Origin of the sequence: Massilia agri (genome assembly GCF_024753255.1) — a bacterium.
Classification (GTDB): domain Bacteria; phylum Pseudomonadota; class Gammaproteobacteria; order Burkholderiales; family Burkholderiaceae_D; genus Telluria; species Telluria agri.
In genome coordinates this window covers 42631-57681 of the sequence record NZ_JANUHA010000025.1, presented here as the reverse complement: position 1 = coordinate 57681, position 15051 = coordinate 42631, and the positions used below count along the sequence as shown (strand labels likewise).

Below are 15051 nucleotides of genomic sequence, written 5' to 3'. Positions count from 1 at the left end.
TTCTTCTCGAACTTGAAGAACGAGGCGATGCACGAGCGCTTGTTTGCATCGAGGGACGAAGGCAAGGCTGTGGTTCGTGACTATATCGAGACGTACTACAATAAGCAGCGGCTACATCAAACCCTGGGCTATCAAACGCCTGCCGCCGTCGAGGCCGCATTCCCTGTGCCTAAATAACTTGTCCAGAATATCCGGACCACCTCAGGTCTGACATTCGGACACGGCCTCAGCCGCACAGCCGCAAGTACGGTAGAGCTTGCAACCCTGGGTGTCAGGTCTGACATTCGGACACGGCCTCAGCCGCACAGCCGCAAGTACGGTAGAGCTTGTGTCCAAATGTCAGACCTGACACCGGGATTGGGGGCGTAAAAAAGCCGACCTCGCGGGTCGGCTTTTTTTTGCAGCAGGGTTCGCTTAGTCGTCGCTGCCGCCCGCGATGCCCAGCAGGCGCAGCAGGCTGGTGAAGATGTTGTACACGTCCAGGTAGATCGCCAGCGTGGCGCTGATGTAGTTGGTTTCGCCGCCGTTGACGATGCGCTGCACGTCGAACAGGATGAAGGCCGAGAAGATGCCGATTGCCAGGATCGAGATCACGATCGACAGCGCCGACATCTGCAGGAAGATGTTGGCGACGGCGGCCAGGATGATCACAACCACACCAGCCATCAGCCAGCTACCCATGCCCGAGAAATCGCGCTTGGTCGTGGTAGCGATGCTGGCCATGACCGCGAACACGCAGGCCGTGCCGCCGAAGGCGGTCATGATCAGGGTGCCGCCATTGCTGTAGCCGAGGGTGTGGCGCAGCAGCGGGGTCAGCATCAGACCCATGAAGAAGGTAAAGCCGAGCAGGAAGGCCACGCCGAGGCCCGAGTTCTTGGTCTTCTCGATCGCGAACATGAAGCCGAATGCGATGGCGAGGAAGAGGACGAAGCCAAGGGCGCCGGACAGTACCGGCAGTTGCATGGTCACACCGATATAGGCGCCCAGCACGGTCGGGATCATCGACAGCGCCAGCAGCCAGTAGGTGTTGCGCAGGACGTTGTTGCGTGCGACCTGGCCCCGGCCAGCCTTGGTCAGGTCGATGGTACTGCGTGGTTGTGAATTAGGGAACATGGTGCCTCCGGTTAGTGGATGAGCGTCACTGTCAAAAATAGGGCCGCAAACTTAGTCGCCGCTTAAATCAGGCCTGATTCAGGACGAATTCTCGCCGCAACTCTAGCACTTTCCTTGCCAGTACCGCAATATCGGCTATATGAGGGATATATGGTAAAATTAAAGGTTGATTGAGTTCCAAAATTCTACTTAAGTTCTTGATCCAAACCTTTCTTTTTATTGGAGTTTTTACATGGCAATCGAACGCACCCTGTCGATCATCAAACCGGACGCAGTTGCAAAAAACGTGATCGGCCAAATCTATAGCCGCTTCGAAGGCGCTGGCCTGAAGATCGTTGCTGCCCGCATGACCCAGCTGTCGCAAGCCGAAGCCGAAGGCTTCTACGCCGTGCACGCTGCGCGTCCGTTCTTCAAGGACCTGGTCAACTTCATGATCTCGGGTCCGGTCATGATCCAGGTGCTCGAAGGCGAAGGCGCCATCCTGAAGAACCGCGACCTGATGGGCGCAACCGATCCGAAGAAAGCTGACGCCGGCACCATCCGCGCCGACTTCGCCGATTCGATCGACGCCAACGCCGTGCACGGTTCGGACGCTGCCGAAACCGCTGCCGTGGAAATCGCTTACTTCTTCCCGGCACTGAACGTCTACTCGCGTTAATTAGTAAGGGGGAGCGCAGTCCGGGGCGCGCCCCGGTTGATTTCCCCCGGACTAATTTAAATGAGTAAGCCGCTCGCCCACAGTCTCAAGACTGGCGCGGCCGGCTTCGGAAACAAAAGGATTTCACCATGACGACGCTCACCAACCTGCTGGACTTCGATCCGGCGCAACTCATCGCCTACTGCGCCGAGCTGGGTGAGAAGCCGTTCCGTGCCAAGCAACTGCAGCGCTGGATCCACCAGTTCGGAGCGAGCAACTTCGACGACATGACGGATCTCGCCAAGTCGCTGCGCGAAAAACTCAAGACCCGCGCCGAGATCCGTGCGCCGGGCATCATCAGCGACCATACCTCGAGCGACGGCACCCGCAAGTGGCTGGTCGACGTCGGCAACGGCAATGCCGTGGAAACCGTGTTCATCCCGGAAGAGAACCGCGGCACCCTGTGCATCTCGACCCAGGCCGGCTGCGCCGTCAACTGCCGCTTCTGCTCGACCGGCAAGCAGGGCTTCAACCGCAACCTCACCGTGGCCGAAATCATCGGCCAGCTGTGGATGGCCGAGTTCGAGCTGCGCCGTACCAAGGGCATCGAGCCCGGCCCGAAAGGCGAGCGCCAGATCACCAACGTGGTCATGATGGGCATGGGCGAGCCGCTGCTGAACTACGAGCCGACCGTCACCGCCCTCAAACTGATGCTGGACGACAACGCCTACGGCCTGTCGCGCCGCCGCGTGACCCTGTCGACCTCGGGCGTGGTCCCGAACATCGACAAGCTGTCCCAGGACGTGCCCGTGGCCCTGGCCGTGTCGCTGCACGCGTCGAACGACGCCCTGCGCGACATCCTCGTCCCGCTGAACAAGAAATACCCGCTGCGCGAGCTGCTGGCCGCCTGCAAGCGCTACCTCGAATTCGCCCCGCGCGACTTCATCACCTTCGAATACTGCATGCTCGACGGCTTCAACGATTCCGACGAGCACGCACGCGAACTGATCGCGCTGGTGAACGACCCGGTGGTCGGCGTGAACTGCAAGTTCAACCTGATCCCGTTCAATCCCTTCCCGGAATCGGGCCTGACCCGCTCGAAGAACCCGCGCATCAAGGCCTTCGCCGAAGTCCTCATGAACGCCGGCATCGTGACCACCGTGCGCAAGACGCGCGGCGACGACATCGACGCCGCCTGCGGCCAGCTGGCGGGGGAGGTCAAGGACCGTACCCGCGTGGCCGAGCGCATGGAGAAGATGGCCGAATACCAGAAGAAGTTTGGCGCCGACTTCGGGCGCATCGTGGAGATCCCTTCCTGATGGGCCGCCTCGCCGGCTGTGCGGCATTCATCACCGCCTTGGCATTGCTGGGCGGATGCGCTAGCAATGGCGGGAGCGGCAGTGGCGAGCTGAGGACCGCGTCCGACCAGACCGCGATCGAGAAGCGCGCCGCGATCCGCCTGCAGCTGGCGGTCGGCTACTACCAGAATGCCCAGTACGAGACGGCGCTCGACGAGGTCAAGCAGGCGATCGCCATCGATCCCGACGACGCCGAGGCCTACGGCCTGCGCGCCCTGATCTATACCGCGATGGGCCAGCTGCCGCTGGCCGACGACAATTACCAGCACGCCCTGCGCCTGCAGCCGAACAACCCGGACCTGGCGAACAACTACGGCACCTTCCTGTGCCAGTCGCTGAACAAGCCGACCCAAGCCATGCCCTGGTTCGAACGCGCGCTGGGCAACCGCAGCTACCAGACCCCGGTGAGCGCGCTGGTGAACGCCGGCGTGTGCAGCATCCGCAACCGGAATTTCGATGCCGCCGAGCGCTACCTGCTCGAGGCCTTGCGCTACAACCCCGACCTGCAGGCGACCAACGCCGGCCTGGCGCGGATCTATTTCGAGCGGCGCGCCTACCCGCGCGCCGGTTTTTTCATCAACCGCCTGATCGAGACAGCGAAACTCGACACGCTGTCGGCCGACACGCTGTGGCTGGCGCTGCGCGTGCAGCGCAAGCTGGGTGAGCGGACCCATGAAGCAAGCCTGGCAGCCCAGCTGCGGCGCCGCTTCCCCGGTTCGCCCGAGTATGCGGCTTTCGAGCGCGGCGCTTTTGACGAGTGAGACGAGGAACATGAACGAGCATGCAGACCAGCCGGCAACCCCGGGCAAGGACACGGGCATCCCCGGCAAGACCCTGCAATCCCAGCGCGAAGCGATGGGCTGGAGCGTGGAGCAGGTGGCGGACCAGCTGAAGCTGGCGCCGCGCCAGGTGGTGGCGCTGGAAGCGGGCGACTACGCGTCGCTGCCGAGCCCGGCCGTGACGCGCGGCTTCGTGCGCGCCTACGCCAAGCTCCTGAAGATCGACGCCGCCCCACTGGTGGCCATGATCGAGATGAACATGCCGGCCGAAGCGCAGGCGGGCGCCAGCAATGTGCGCCGCGAACAGCGTCCGACCTCGTTCTCGGAAAGCCGTTTCCCGGTGGGCGGCAAGCGCACCAAGGTGCCGGTCGGCCTGATCGCCGGCGTGGTGGTCGTGGTCGCCGCCGGCGCCGCGCTGTGGCACTTCGGCCTGATCCCGGGCAGCCAGCAACCTGCGTCGCAAGGCGCGACCGACGGCACCGTGCTCGAAGCGCCGGTGGTGACGCCGAACGGCGCCGCGCCGACGCCGCCTGACACGCTGCAGAGCCCGTCCGTTCCGCTGATCTCGGTGCCGGCGCCGGCAAGCGAAGGTACTGCCCCGGCTGCACCCGGCACGACGACGGTCGCGCCTGCGACCCCGCCGGGCGCCGCGCCCGCAACCGCCCCGGTCACCACGCCCGCCGCGACGCCGTCCGCCGCGCCGGCAGCTGCAGCTGTGCCGGCCGCAGCGGCCGCCGCAGCGCCCGCAGGCGCCGGCGGCAATACGCTGGTGCTGAACGTGCGCGAGGACTCCTGGATCGGCGTGCGTCCGGTCGGCGGCGGCAAGGCGCTGCTGTGGCGCGAGGTCAAGGCCGGTTCCACCGAGACCATCGACCTCGCCGGCCCGGTCACCCTGACCGTCGGGAATCCGGGCGGCGTGACGGCAACCCTGCGTGGCGCCGCTGTCGGCCTGCAGGAAGCGCCGGGCAAGAAGTTCGCGCAAGTCTCCCTGAAGTAAGCAATGGAACCGAACATGAACCAATCCTGCATCGGAGAGCCCATACCGTCCGGCCCGCTGGCGCGCCGCGCCAGCCGGAAAGTGCTGGTCTCGCACGGCCAGCGCAAGGTCTGGGTCGGCGGCGATGCGCCGGTCGTCGTCCAGTCGATGACGAATACGGACACGGCCGACGTGATCGGCACCGCGATCCAGGTCAAGGAACTGGCGCGCGCCGGTTCGGAAATCGTCCGCATCACCGTGAACACCCCGGAAGCGGCCGCCGCCGTGCCGGCCATCCGCGAGCAACTCGACCGCATGGAGATCGACGTGCCGCTGGTGGGCGACTTCCATTACAACGGCCACCTGCTGCTGCGCGACTATCCGGAATGCGCCCAGGCGCTCTCGAAATACCGCATCAATCCGGGCAATGTGGGGCAGGGCGCCAAGCGCGACACCCAGTTCGCCCAGATGATCGAGATCGCGGCGAAATACGACAAGCCGGTGCGCATCGGCGTCAATTGGGGTTCGCTGGATCAATCCCTGCTGGCCCGCATCATGGACGAGAACGCATCGCGTGCGAACCCGTGGAGCGCCCAGGCCGTGATGTACGAGGCCTTGATCACCTCGGCGATCGAGAATGCCGTGCGCGCCGAAGAAGTGGGCCTGGCGCGCGACAGGATCATCCTCTCCTGCAAGGTCTCGGGCGTGCAGGACCTGATCGCGGTCTACCGCGAACTGGCCCGCCGCTGCGACTACCCGCTGCACCTGGGCCTGACCGAGGCCGGCATGGGCAGCAAGGGCATCGTCGCCTCGACCGCGGCGCTGTCGGTGCTGCTGCAGGAAGGCATCGGCGACACCATCCGCATCTCGCTGACCCCCGAGCCGGGCGGCGACCGCTCGAAGGAAGTCGTGGTCGGCCAGGAGATCCTGCAGACCATGGGCCTGCGCAAGTTCACGCCGATGGTGATCGCCTGCCCGGGCTGCGGCCGCACGACCTCGACCGTGTTCCAGGAACTGGCGGACAATATCCAGACCTTCCTGCGCGAGCAGATGCCGGAGTGGAAAAAGACCTATCCGGGCGTGGAGGCGATGAACGTGGCCGTCATGGGCTGCATCGTCAACGGCCCGGGCGAATCGAAGCACGCGAACATCGGCATCAGCCTGCCGGGCACGGGCGAATCGCCGGCGGCGCCGGTCTTCGTCGACGGCCAGAAATTCGCCACCCTGCGCGGCGAGCGCATTGTGGAGGAGTTCAAGACCATCGTGCTGAACTACGTACAGAAGAACTACAGCCGCGAGGCGGTGACAGAATAGAACCGTTGGGTGGACGGCTCGTAAATTGGTCCACTGGACCAATTTACTCCGCGCGTTCAACTCCGGCATGCTTTGCCACAGCGCATCCGTGAGTTGAACGCGCGGTCGGCAGAGCCGACCACCCTACAGAAAGATAGCCATGTCCAAACCAGAAAAAATCGTCGCCGTCAAAGGCATGAACGACATCCTCCCGCAAGACGCACCGATGTGGGAGCTGTTCGAGAACACCGCCGAGACCATCCTCAAGAGCTACGGCTACCAGAAGATCGTCACCCCGATCGTCGAGGATACGTCCCTGTTCGTGCGCGCCATCGGCGCCGTCACCGACGTCGTCGAGAAGGAGATGTACTCCTTCGAGGATTCGATGAACGGCGACCAGCTGACCCTGCGCCCGGAAGGCACGGCCGGCGCCGTGCGCGCCGTCATCGAGCATAACCTCGTCTACGACGGCCCCAAGCGCCTGTGGTACAAGGGCCCGATGTTCCGCCACGAGCGTCCGCAGCGCGGCCGCTACCGCCAGTTCTTCCAGTTCGGCGCCGAAGCCGTGGGCTTCTCGGGCCCGGACATCGACGCCGAGCTGATCATGCTGTGCCGCCGCCTGTGGGACGACCTGGGCCTGCAGAACGTGCGCCTGGAACTGAACTCCATCGGTAACGCCGACGAGCGCCTGCGCCACCGCGCCGACCTGATCGCCTACCTGGAAAAGCACGAGGACATCCTCGACGCGGAAGCCAAGCGCCGCCTGCACAGCAATCCGCTGCGCATCCTCGACACCAAGAATCCTGCCATGCAGGACATGGTGGGCGGCGCGCCCAAGCTGCTGGACTACCTGGGCGAGGAATCGCTGGCACACCTAGAAGGCCTGAAGAACATCCTCGACCGCAACGCCGTGCAGTACACCATCAACCCGCGCCTGGTGCGCGGCCTGGACTACTACAACCGCACCGTGTTCGAATGGGTCACCGACGAGCTGGGCTCGCAGGGCACCATCTGCGCGGGCGGCCGCTACGATCCGCTGATCGAGCAGTTCGGCGGCAAGCCGACGCCGGCGGTCGGCTTCGCGATGGGCATGGAGCGCATCATCGAGCTGATGAAGGGCCTCGGCGAACAGCAGGCCCCGGCGCAGTGCGACGTCTACATGGTCCACCAGGGCGAAGCGGCCCAGCTGCAGGCCTTCATCATGGCCGAGCGCCTGCGGGATGCCGGCCTGGATGTTGTGTTACATTGCGCAACGCCGGCCGGCGCGGGCAGCTTCAAGAGCCAGATGAAGAAGGCCGACGGCAGCGGCGCCGCCTTCGCCGTCATCATCGGCGAAGACGAGATGGCCAAGGGCCAGGCGGCGGTGAAGTCCATGCGCGGCGAAGCGGGCGAGCAGCAGCAGACCAGCGTCGCCTTCGAGGAGCTCGTGGACCACGTGGTCGACCAGATCATCGGCGGCGGCGATCACGACTGCGACGACGAGAACTGCGCGGAACACGGCCACCACCACCGTCCGTAAGCAGTACCCAACCGATCCACCCACAACCAGAACAACAGAGCAGAACATGGCATACGATCTCGAAGAACAGGAACAGATAGCGACTTTCAAGGCCTTTTGGGCCCGCTTCGGCAACCTCATCATGTGGGTGCTGATCATCGCGCTGGGTTCCTACGCCGGCTACAACTACTGGAATTCGCACAAGCGCACCCAGGCCGTCGAGGCCTCGGCGCTGTACGACGAGCTGCAGAATGCCGTGACCGCGAACGACAACGCCAAGGCCCAGCGCATCGCCGGCGACATCCAGAAGAAGTACGAAGGCACCGCCTACGCGCAGATGGCCGCCCTGGGCGCCGCCAAGACCGCCTTCGAGGCAAACGACCTGAAGACCGCCAAGGCCCAGCTGCAGTGGGCCGCCGACCACGGCAACGACGAGTACAAGGCCATCGCGAAGCTGCGCCTGGCCGGCGTCCTGCTGGACGAGAAGTCCTATGACGCGGCCATGAAGCTGCTGAACGAGCAGTATCCGGCGACCTTCTCGGCCGAAGTGTCGGACCGCAAGGGCGACGTGCTGGTGGCGCAGAACAAGCTGGCCGAAGCACACCAGGCCTACACCGCCGCCTACGCCGCGATGGCGAAGGAAAACCCGGGCCGCCAGCTGGTCCAGGTCAAGCTCGAAGCCATCGGCGGCAGCGTGCCGGCGGACAAAGACGCGAAGGCCGGCGAAGCGAAAGCGGCCGCGTAACTCCCATGATTGAAGGCCCGCGCATGCCGGCTGAGGTATGCGCGGGCTTTGCGTCCTTTACAGTCCAGGAACAAGGTTAAAGAATATGCGTATTAGCAGCAAACTTGTTGGTGTTGGTGTACTGGCCCTGGTGACGGGCTGCTCGAGCGTTCCGCAGCTGTCCTCGCTCAGCAAGCTCAATCCTTTCTCGTCCAAGGAGAAGGGCGACCAGCCGGCCCCGCTCGTCGAGCTGAAGGGCACGATGGCCGTGCGCACCGCGTGGAAGCTCGATATCGGCAAGGCCGGGGCCTTCACCTTCTCGCCTGCGCTGGCCGGCAACACCGTGGTGGTCGCCAGCAACGGCGGCGACATCGCCCGCGTCGAAGCGGCCACCGGCAAGCTGATGTGGCGCATCAAGGCGGGCACCGAGCTCTCCAGCGGCGTCGGCACCGACGGCAACCTGATCGTCGTCGGCGGCGACAAGGGCAAGCTGCTGGCCTTCGACATGGACGGCAAGAAGCTGTGGGACGCCCAGCTCTCGAGCGAGCTGCTGTCCTCGCCGGTGGTGGCACAAGGCATCGTCGTCGCACGCAGCCTGGACAACCGCATCGTCGGCATCGACGCCAAGACCGGCCAGACCAAGTGGACCACCCAGCGCACCTCGCCGCCGCTGACCCTGCGCACCGCGCCGGGCATGGTGACGACGGGGACCGACGTGATCGTCGCCCAGCCGGCCGGCAAGCTCTCGGCCCTGATCCTGGCCACCGGCGCGCCGCGCTGGGACCTGGAAGTGGGTGTCTCGCGCGGCGCCACCGAACTGGAGCGCGTGACCGACATCGGCGGCAACCCGGTGCTGTTCGAATCCGACGTCTGCGCCGTGTCCTACCAGGGCCGCGTGGGCTGCTTCGAAGCGGCGAGCGGCTCGCAGCGCTGGACCCGCGACCTGTCCTCGAGCGTCGGCGTGGCCGTCGACCAGCTCTACGTCTTCGCCCCGGACGTGAACGGCGCGCTGTACGCCTATAACCGCGATACGGGCGCGAACGCCTGGAAGAACGACAAGCTGGCCTTCCGCCGCCTGTCGACCCCGGTGTCCTACGGCCGCGCCGTGGCCGTCGGCGACTACCAGGGCTATGTGCACTTCCTGTCGCGCGAAGACGGCTCTTTCCTGGCGCGCGCCGCCACCGACGGCAGCCAGATCATCGGCACCCCCGTGGTGGCCGGATCGCACCTGATTTTTCAAACACAAAATGGAACTGTGACCGCCATCGCGGTCGAATAGAATAAATACATGAAGCCGGTAATCGCACTCGTAGGTCGCCCCAACGTCGGGAAATCGACCCTGTTCAATCGCCTGACCCGTTCGCGCGACGCGCTGGTGGCCGACCTCCCAGGTCTCACCCGCGACCGCCACTATGGCGAGGGCCGGATCGGCGAGCGCCCCTTCCTGGTCATCGACACCGGCGGTTTCGAACCGGTGGCCAAGGAGGGGATCATGCACGAAATGGCGCAGCAGACGCGCCAGGCGGTGGCGGAAGCCGACGTCGTCGTGTTCATCGTCGACGGCCGCCAGGGCCTGACCCCGCACGACAAGACCATCACCGATTACCTGCGCAAGACGGGCCGCAAGGTCATGCTCGTGGTCAACAAGTCCGAGGGCATGAAGTACACCTCGGTCACCGCCGATTTCTACGAACTCGGCATGGGCGATCCCTACGTGATCTCGGCCGCCCACGGCGACGGCGTGCACGACCTGGTCAACGAGGCGCTCGACTTCGCTTTTGAAAACCGTCCGGACGAGGAAAACGAGCCGGAGCACCCGGACCACGGCATCAAGATCGCCATCGTCGGCCGCCCGAACGTGGGCAAGTCGACCCTGATCAACACCCTGGTCGGCGAGCAGCGCGTGATCGCCTTCGACATGCCGGGCACCACCCGCGACTCGATCGAAGTGCCCTTCGAGCGCGACGGCAAGAAGTACACGCTGATCGACACCGCCGGCATCCGCCGCCGCGGCAAGATCTTCGAGGCCATCGAAAAGTTCTCGGTCATCAAGACGATGCAGTCGATCTCGGACGCCAACGTGATCATCCTGCTCCTGGATGCTCAACAGGATATTTCCGAGCAGGACGCCCACATCGCCGGCTTCATCCTGGAGTCGGGCAGGGCGCTCGTGGTCGCCGTCAACAAATGGGACGGCCTGCAGTCGGACCAGCGCGACCAGGTGAAGATGGACCTCGACCGCAAGCTGGATTTCCTGTCGTTCGCCAAGACCCACTTCGTCTCGGCCCTGAAGGGCACCGGCATCAGCCAGCTGATGAAGTCGGTGGACTCGGCCTACGCCGCCGCCACCGCCAACCTGTCGACCCCGCGCCTGACGCGCGCGCTGCAGGAAGCGATCGAGAAGCAGGAGCCGAAGCGCAAGGGCAGTGTCCGTCCGAAGATGCGCTACGCTCACCAGGGCGGCCAGAACCCGCCCATCATCGTCATTCACGGCAATGCGCTGGAAGCCGTCAGCGACCCTTATAAGCGCTACCTGGAAAAGCATTTCCGCGACACATTCAACCTGGTCGGCACCCCGGTGCGCATCGAGTTCAAGTCCGGGAAGAATCCATTTGCCAAGGAGCAGAGTTAAGCGTAGCAGTACGACAAAAATTGGCGAAACAGGTTACAGTAGCTTAGGGCTTTCATTCGCCACAGCGGAATGTGGCCCAGGCACTTGAAAATCGGCAAATCGCCACAAACTTTTAACTACAACAACATTACGGAGCTGTTATGAGCAACAAAGGGCAACTGTTACAAGACCCATTCCTGAACGCTTTGCGCAAGGAGCACGTCCCCGTCTCCATCTACCTGGTCAACGGCATCAAACTGCAAGGCCATATCGAGTCCTTCGACCAGTACGTCGTCCTGCTTCGTAATACCGTGACCCAGATGGTCTACAAGCATGCCATTTCCACCGTCGTCCCGGCTCGCGCCGTCAACCTTAACCTCGACTCCGAAGCCGAGTAAGGCCGATGGCTGACGCCCCCGGCAACACCTCCATGCGCGCAGCGCTGGTCGGCATCGACTTCGGTACTGGCGATTTTTCCGCCAGCCTGGAAGAGCTGTCCCTGCTTGCGCGCTCCGCCGGCGCCGATCCGATCACCACGATCACGGCCAAGCGCAGCAGTCCCGATCCCGCCCATTTCGTCGGCAGCGGCAAGGCCGACGAAATCAAGATGGCCTGCAAGGTGGACGGGGTCGACATCGTCATCTTCAACCACGCACTTTCTCCGGCACAGCAGCGCAACCTCGAGCGCCGGCTGGAAGTGCGGGTGGTCGACCGTACCAGCCTGATCCTCGACATCTTCGCCCAGCGCGCCCAGAGCCACGAGGGCAAGCTGCAGGTGGAGCTGGCGCAGCTGCAGCACCTGGCCACCCGCCTGATCCGCGGCTGGACCCACCTGGAACGCCAGAAGGGCGGTATCGGCCTGCGCGGTCCCGGTGAAACCCAGCTCGAGACCGACCGCCGGCTCATCGGCGAGCGCGTCAAGATGCTGCGCACCCGTCTGACCAAGCTGCGCAAGCAGCACGAGACCCAGCGCCGCCAGCGCGGCCGCAACCAGACCTTTTCCGTCTCGCTGGTCGGCTATACCAATGCCGGCAAGTCGACGCTGTTCAACACGCTGACCAAGGCCGGCGTGTATGTTGCGAACCAGCTGTTCGCAACCCTGGACACCACCAGCCGCCGCCTGTATCTGGGCGACGAGGTGGGGTCGGTGGTGATCTCCGACACAGTCGGCTTCGTGCGCGAGCTGCCGCACCAGCTGGTGGCGGCGTTCCGCGCCACCCTGGAGGAGACCATCCACGCCGACCTGCTGCTGCACGTGGTCGACGGCAATTCGCCGGTACGCATGGAGCAGATCGAGCAGGTCAACGAAGTGCTGCGCGAGATCGGCGCCGATCACGTTCCCCAGATCCTGGTCTGGAACAAGATCGATGCGGCCGGGCTGGAGCCCGGGATCGAGCGTGATGAGTATGATAAGATCAGCCGCGTTTTCATCAGTGCCCATAGCGGCGCTGGTCTGGACTTGCTGCGCGACGCCATCGTCGAGGCAGCGAAGGCCGCGCGAGGCAACAACAATACGAACGAAGGGCAGGACGAAGCCACTGGCTTCGCCGAAGACGAGCTGCCGGGTGGCGGCTCCTTGGGCGGTTCTGCCGACAATATGCCAACTTCCACCCAATTCGGGCCCCACTAGCCTATGCTCGTTTCTTTACTCAAGCGTTGCGGCATCAAACTGTCGCTCAACGACCCACGCTGGGGGCATAAACCCCAGGGTGACCACAAGGCCCAGGAGGGCCGCCGGCCGGGTGAAGGCCCGCCGGACCTCGATCAACTCTGGCGCGACTTCAATGCGCGCCTCAACCGCCTGTTCGGCGCGCGCGGCAATGGCAACAATGGCGGCGGCGACGGCGGCGGTCCCTACCGCGGCTCGAGCGGCGCCGGCATCACCGCCGGCGTCGTGGCCGTCATCGTCGGCCTGATCTGGCTGGCGAGCGGCGCCTTCATCGTCCAGGAAGGCCAGGTCGGCGTCGTGACCACCTTCGGCAAGCTCAGCCACAAGACCGGCGCCGGTTTCAACTGGCGCTGGCCGTATCCGATCCAGGCCCACGAGACCGTCAACGTCTCGCAGATCCGTACCGCCGAGATCGGCTACCGTGCCAATGTGCGCAACAAACAGCCGCAGGAAGCCCTGATGCTGACGGATGACGAGAACATCATCGACATCCAGTTCGCGGTCCAGTACACCCTGAAAGACCCGGTCCAGTGGCTGTTCAACAACCGCGACCAGGACGACAGCGTGCGCCAGATCGCCGAAACGGCCATCCGCGAAGTGGTGGGCAAGAGCAAGATGGACTTCGTGCTCTACGAGGGCCGCGAGAAAGTGGCCGCCGACGTGCACCAGATGATGCAGCAGATCGTCGACCGCTACGCCCTGGGCGCCCTGATCACCAACGTGACCATGCAGGCGGTGCAGCCGCCGGAGCAGGTGCAGGAAGCCTTCGACGACGCCGTCAAGGCCGGCCAGGACCGCGCCCGCGCCCGCAACGAGGGCGAAGCCTACGCCAACCAGGTGATCCCCCAGGCGCGCGGCCAGGCCTTCCGCCTGCAGCAGGACGCCGAAGCCTACCGCTCGATGGTGGTGGAGAACGCGCTAGGCAACGCCTCGCGCTTCGACCAGGTGGTGGCCGCCTATGCGAAGGCCCCGCAAGTCACCCGCGACCGCATGTACATCGACACCATGCAGCAGATCTTCTCCAGCACCAGCAAGGTGATGGTGGATTCGCGCGCGGGCAATCCGATGATCTACCTGCCGCTGGACAAGTTGCTGCAGCAGAACGCCGGCAACGACGGCGTGGGCAGCCGTTCGGGCCCGCAGCAGGTGCCGGCGGTGCCGCAGTCGGGCGCCCCGGCGGACGTCATGCAAGCCATGGATGCGGTGCGCAATCGCGACAGCCGCAGCCGCGATTCCTCACGTGATCGGGAGAGCCGTTAATGAACCGCCTCGTAACTTTATTTGTGGCGGGCTTCATTGCCCTGATGCTGCTGTCGTCCACCGTCTTCGTCGTGGACCAGCGCCGCTTCGCCATCGTGTTCGCCCTGGGCCAGGTGCGTGACGTGATCACCGAGCCGGGCCTGCACTTCAAGCTGCCGCCGCCGTTCCAGAACGTGATCTACCTGGACAAGCGCATCCTCACGCTCGATACGCCCGACGCCGACCGCTTCATCACGGCGGAGAAGAAGAACATCCTGGTGGATGCCTTCGTCAAGTGGCGCATCGTCGACCCGCGCCTGTATTTCGTCTCCTTCAGCGGCGACGAAAGCCGCGCCCGCGACCGCATGTCGCAGATCATCAAGGCGGCCCTGAACGACGAAATCACCAAGCGCACCGTGCGCGAAGTGATCTCGGGCGAGCGCGGCGCCGTCATGAATGCGGTGAAGGAAAAGGTCGTGGCCGAAGCCAAGGAGATCGGCGTCGGCGTGGTGGACGTGCGCCTCAAGCGCGTCGACTACATCGAGCAGATCAATAACTCGGTGTACGAACGCATGAAGGCCGAGCGCGTGCGCGTGGCCAACGAACTGCGTTCGACCGGCGCCGCCGAATCCGAACAGATCCGCGCCGATGCAGACCGCCAGCGCACCGTGATCATCGCCGAAGCCTTCCGCGAGGCCGAGAAGATCAAGGGTGACGGTGACGCGAAGGCGACCGCGATCTATGCGGAATCCTTCGGCAAGAACCCGGAATTCGCCAGGTACTACCGCTCGCTGGAAGCCTACCGCGCGACCTTCAAGAACCGCGGCGACGTGATGGTGGTGGATCCGAATTCGGAGTTCTTCAAGTACTTCAGGCAGCCGGGCGCCAAGTAGGGTGGACGGGGGCGCCTAGCTGGCTATGCCGTCCGCGCGTTCAAACCACGTATCCCGGCCCGCTCCGTGGTCTGCATACTGTCCTTGAACGCGCGGTCGGCGAAGCCGACCACCCTACGTTATCCGTCTATACAACTGTTGCAACATGGCACTCTGGCAACCCGTCGGAGCTGTCAAACCAACATCCCCGTCCTACGTCTCCCCATTTTCGGGTAAAATTGCCGATTCGGCGCTCGCACCGTGCGCCCGCACGTCTGTGCG

At 64.4% G+C, this 15051-nt stretch carries 15 protein-coding genes; 14 read left to right on the top strand and 1 reads right to left on the bottom strand.

All coding sequences use genetic code 11. From position 1 onward, the window contains the following. Positions 1-12: 12 nt before the first annotated feature. On the top strand, positions 13-177 hold the full coding sequence (locus NX780_RS25355) for an IS3 family transposase (protein ID WP_370663639.1): 165 nt from the start codon (positions 13-15) through the stop codon (positions 175-177). A gap of 237 nt (positions 178-414) precedes the next feature. Here NX780_RS25355 and NX780_RS23290 read toward each other — a convergent pair whose 3' ends face one another. Next, the gene (locus NX780_RS23290; RefSeq protein WP_258830273.1) at positions 415-1113 is read right to left on the bottom strand and encodes a Bax inhibitor-1/YccA family protein; all 699 of its coding nucleotides are present in this window, start codon (positions 1111-1113) and stop codon (positions 415-417) included. A 232-nt stretch (positions 1114-1345) separates the two neighbouring features. Here NX780_RS23290 and ndk point away from each other — a divergent pair, with 232 nt between their 5' ends. The 13 genes from ndk to hflC all read left to right on the top strand — a co-directional run bounded on the left by ndk (position 1346) and on the right by hflC (position 14790). Beyond that, positions 1346-1771 carry a nucleoside-diphosphate kinase gene (ndk, locus tag NX780_RS23285; RefSeq protein ID WP_224942622.1) on the top strand — a complete coding sequence of 142 codons (426 nt, stop codon included), beginning with the start codon at positions 1346-1348 and terminating at the stop codon, positions 1769-1771. A 128-nt stretch (positions 1772-1899) separates the two neighbouring features. Then, complete coding sequence (gene rlmN, locus NX780_RS23280; RefSeq protein ID WP_258830272.1) at positions 1900-3069, top strand: dual-specificity RNA methyltransferase RlmN; 1170 nt, start codon at positions 1900-1902, stop codon at positions 3067-3069. Then, the gene (gene pilW / locus NX780_RS23275; RefSeq protein ID WP_258830271.1) at positions 3069-3869 is read left to right on the top strand and encodes a type IV pilus biogenesis/stability protein PilW; all 801 of its coding nucleotides are present in this window, start codon (positions 3069-3071) and stop codon (positions 3867-3869) included. Before rlmN ends, pilW begins: the two co-directional genes overlap by 1 nt. Positions 3870-3879: 10 nt before the next feature. Continuing rightward, a complete protein-coding gene (locus NX780_RS23270) occupies positions 3880-4884 on the top strand; it encodes a RodZ domain-containing protein (RefSeq protein WP_258830270.1) in 1005 nt (334 codons plus the stop codon). 15 nt (positions 4885-4899) lie between these two features. Next, complete coding sequence (ispG, locus tag NX780_RS23265; protein ID WP_258830269.1) at positions 4900-6177, top strand: flavodoxin-dependent (E)-4-hydroxy-3-methylbut-2-enyl-diphosphate synthase; 1278 nt, start codon at positions 4900-4902, stop codon at positions 6175-6177. A 139-nt stretch (positions 6178-6316) separates the two neighbouring features. After that, positions 6317-7675, top strand: a complete 1359-nt coding sequence (gene hisS / locus NX780_RS23260; RefSeq protein ID WP_258830268.1) for a histidine--tRNA ligase — start codon at positions 6317-6319, stop codon at positions 7673-7675. A 46-nt stretch (positions 7676-7721) separates the two neighbouring features. Beyond that, a complete protein-coding gene (locus NX780_RS23255) occupies positions 7722-8399 on the top strand; it encodes a YfgM family protein (RefSeq protein WP_258830267.1) in 678 nt (225 codons plus the stop codon). A gap of 85 nt (positions 8400-8484) precedes the next feature. After that, positions 8485-9657 carry an outer membrane protein assembly factor BamB gene (gene bamB, locus NX780_RS23250; protein WP_258830266.1) on the top strand — a complete coding sequence of 391 codons (1173 nt, stop codon included), beginning with the start codon at positions 8485-8487 and terminating at the stop codon, positions 9655-9657. Between the two features lie 9 nt (positions 9658-9666). Then, positions 9667-11010 (top strand): ribosome biogenesis GTPase Der, encoded by a 1344-nt coding sequence (der, locus tag NX780_RS23245; RefSeq protein WP_258830265.1) that lies wholly within the window; start codon positions 9667-9669, stop codon positions 11008-11010. Positions 11011-11150: 140 nt separating this feature from the next. Continuing rightward, positions 11151-11387, top strand: coding sequence for an RNA chaperone Hfq (hfq, locus tag NX780_RS23240; RefSeq protein ID WP_026354376.1), 237 nt, complete (start codon positions 11151-11153; stop codon positions 11385-11387). 32 nt (positions 11388-11419) lie between these two features. Further along, complete coding sequence (hflX, locus tag NX780_RS23235) at positions 11420-12619, top strand: GTPase HflX (protein WP_258830276.1); 1200 nt, start codon at positions 11420-11422, stop codon at positions 12617-12619. Between the two features lie 3 nt (positions 12620-12622). Continuing rightward, positions 12623-13918, top strand: a complete 1296-nt coding sequence (gene hflK, locus NX780_RS23230) for an FtsH protease activity modulator HflK (protein WP_258830264.1) — start codon at positions 12623-12625, stop codon at positions 13916-13918. Beyond that, on the top strand, positions 13918-14790 hold the full coding sequence (hflC, locus tag NX780_RS23225; protein WP_258830263.1) for a protease modulator HflC: 873 nt from the start codon (positions 13918-13920) through the stop codon (positions 14788-14790). Before hflK ends, hflC begins: the two co-directional genes overlap by 1 nt. The last annotated feature ends 261 nt before the right edge of the window (positions 14791-15051 follow it).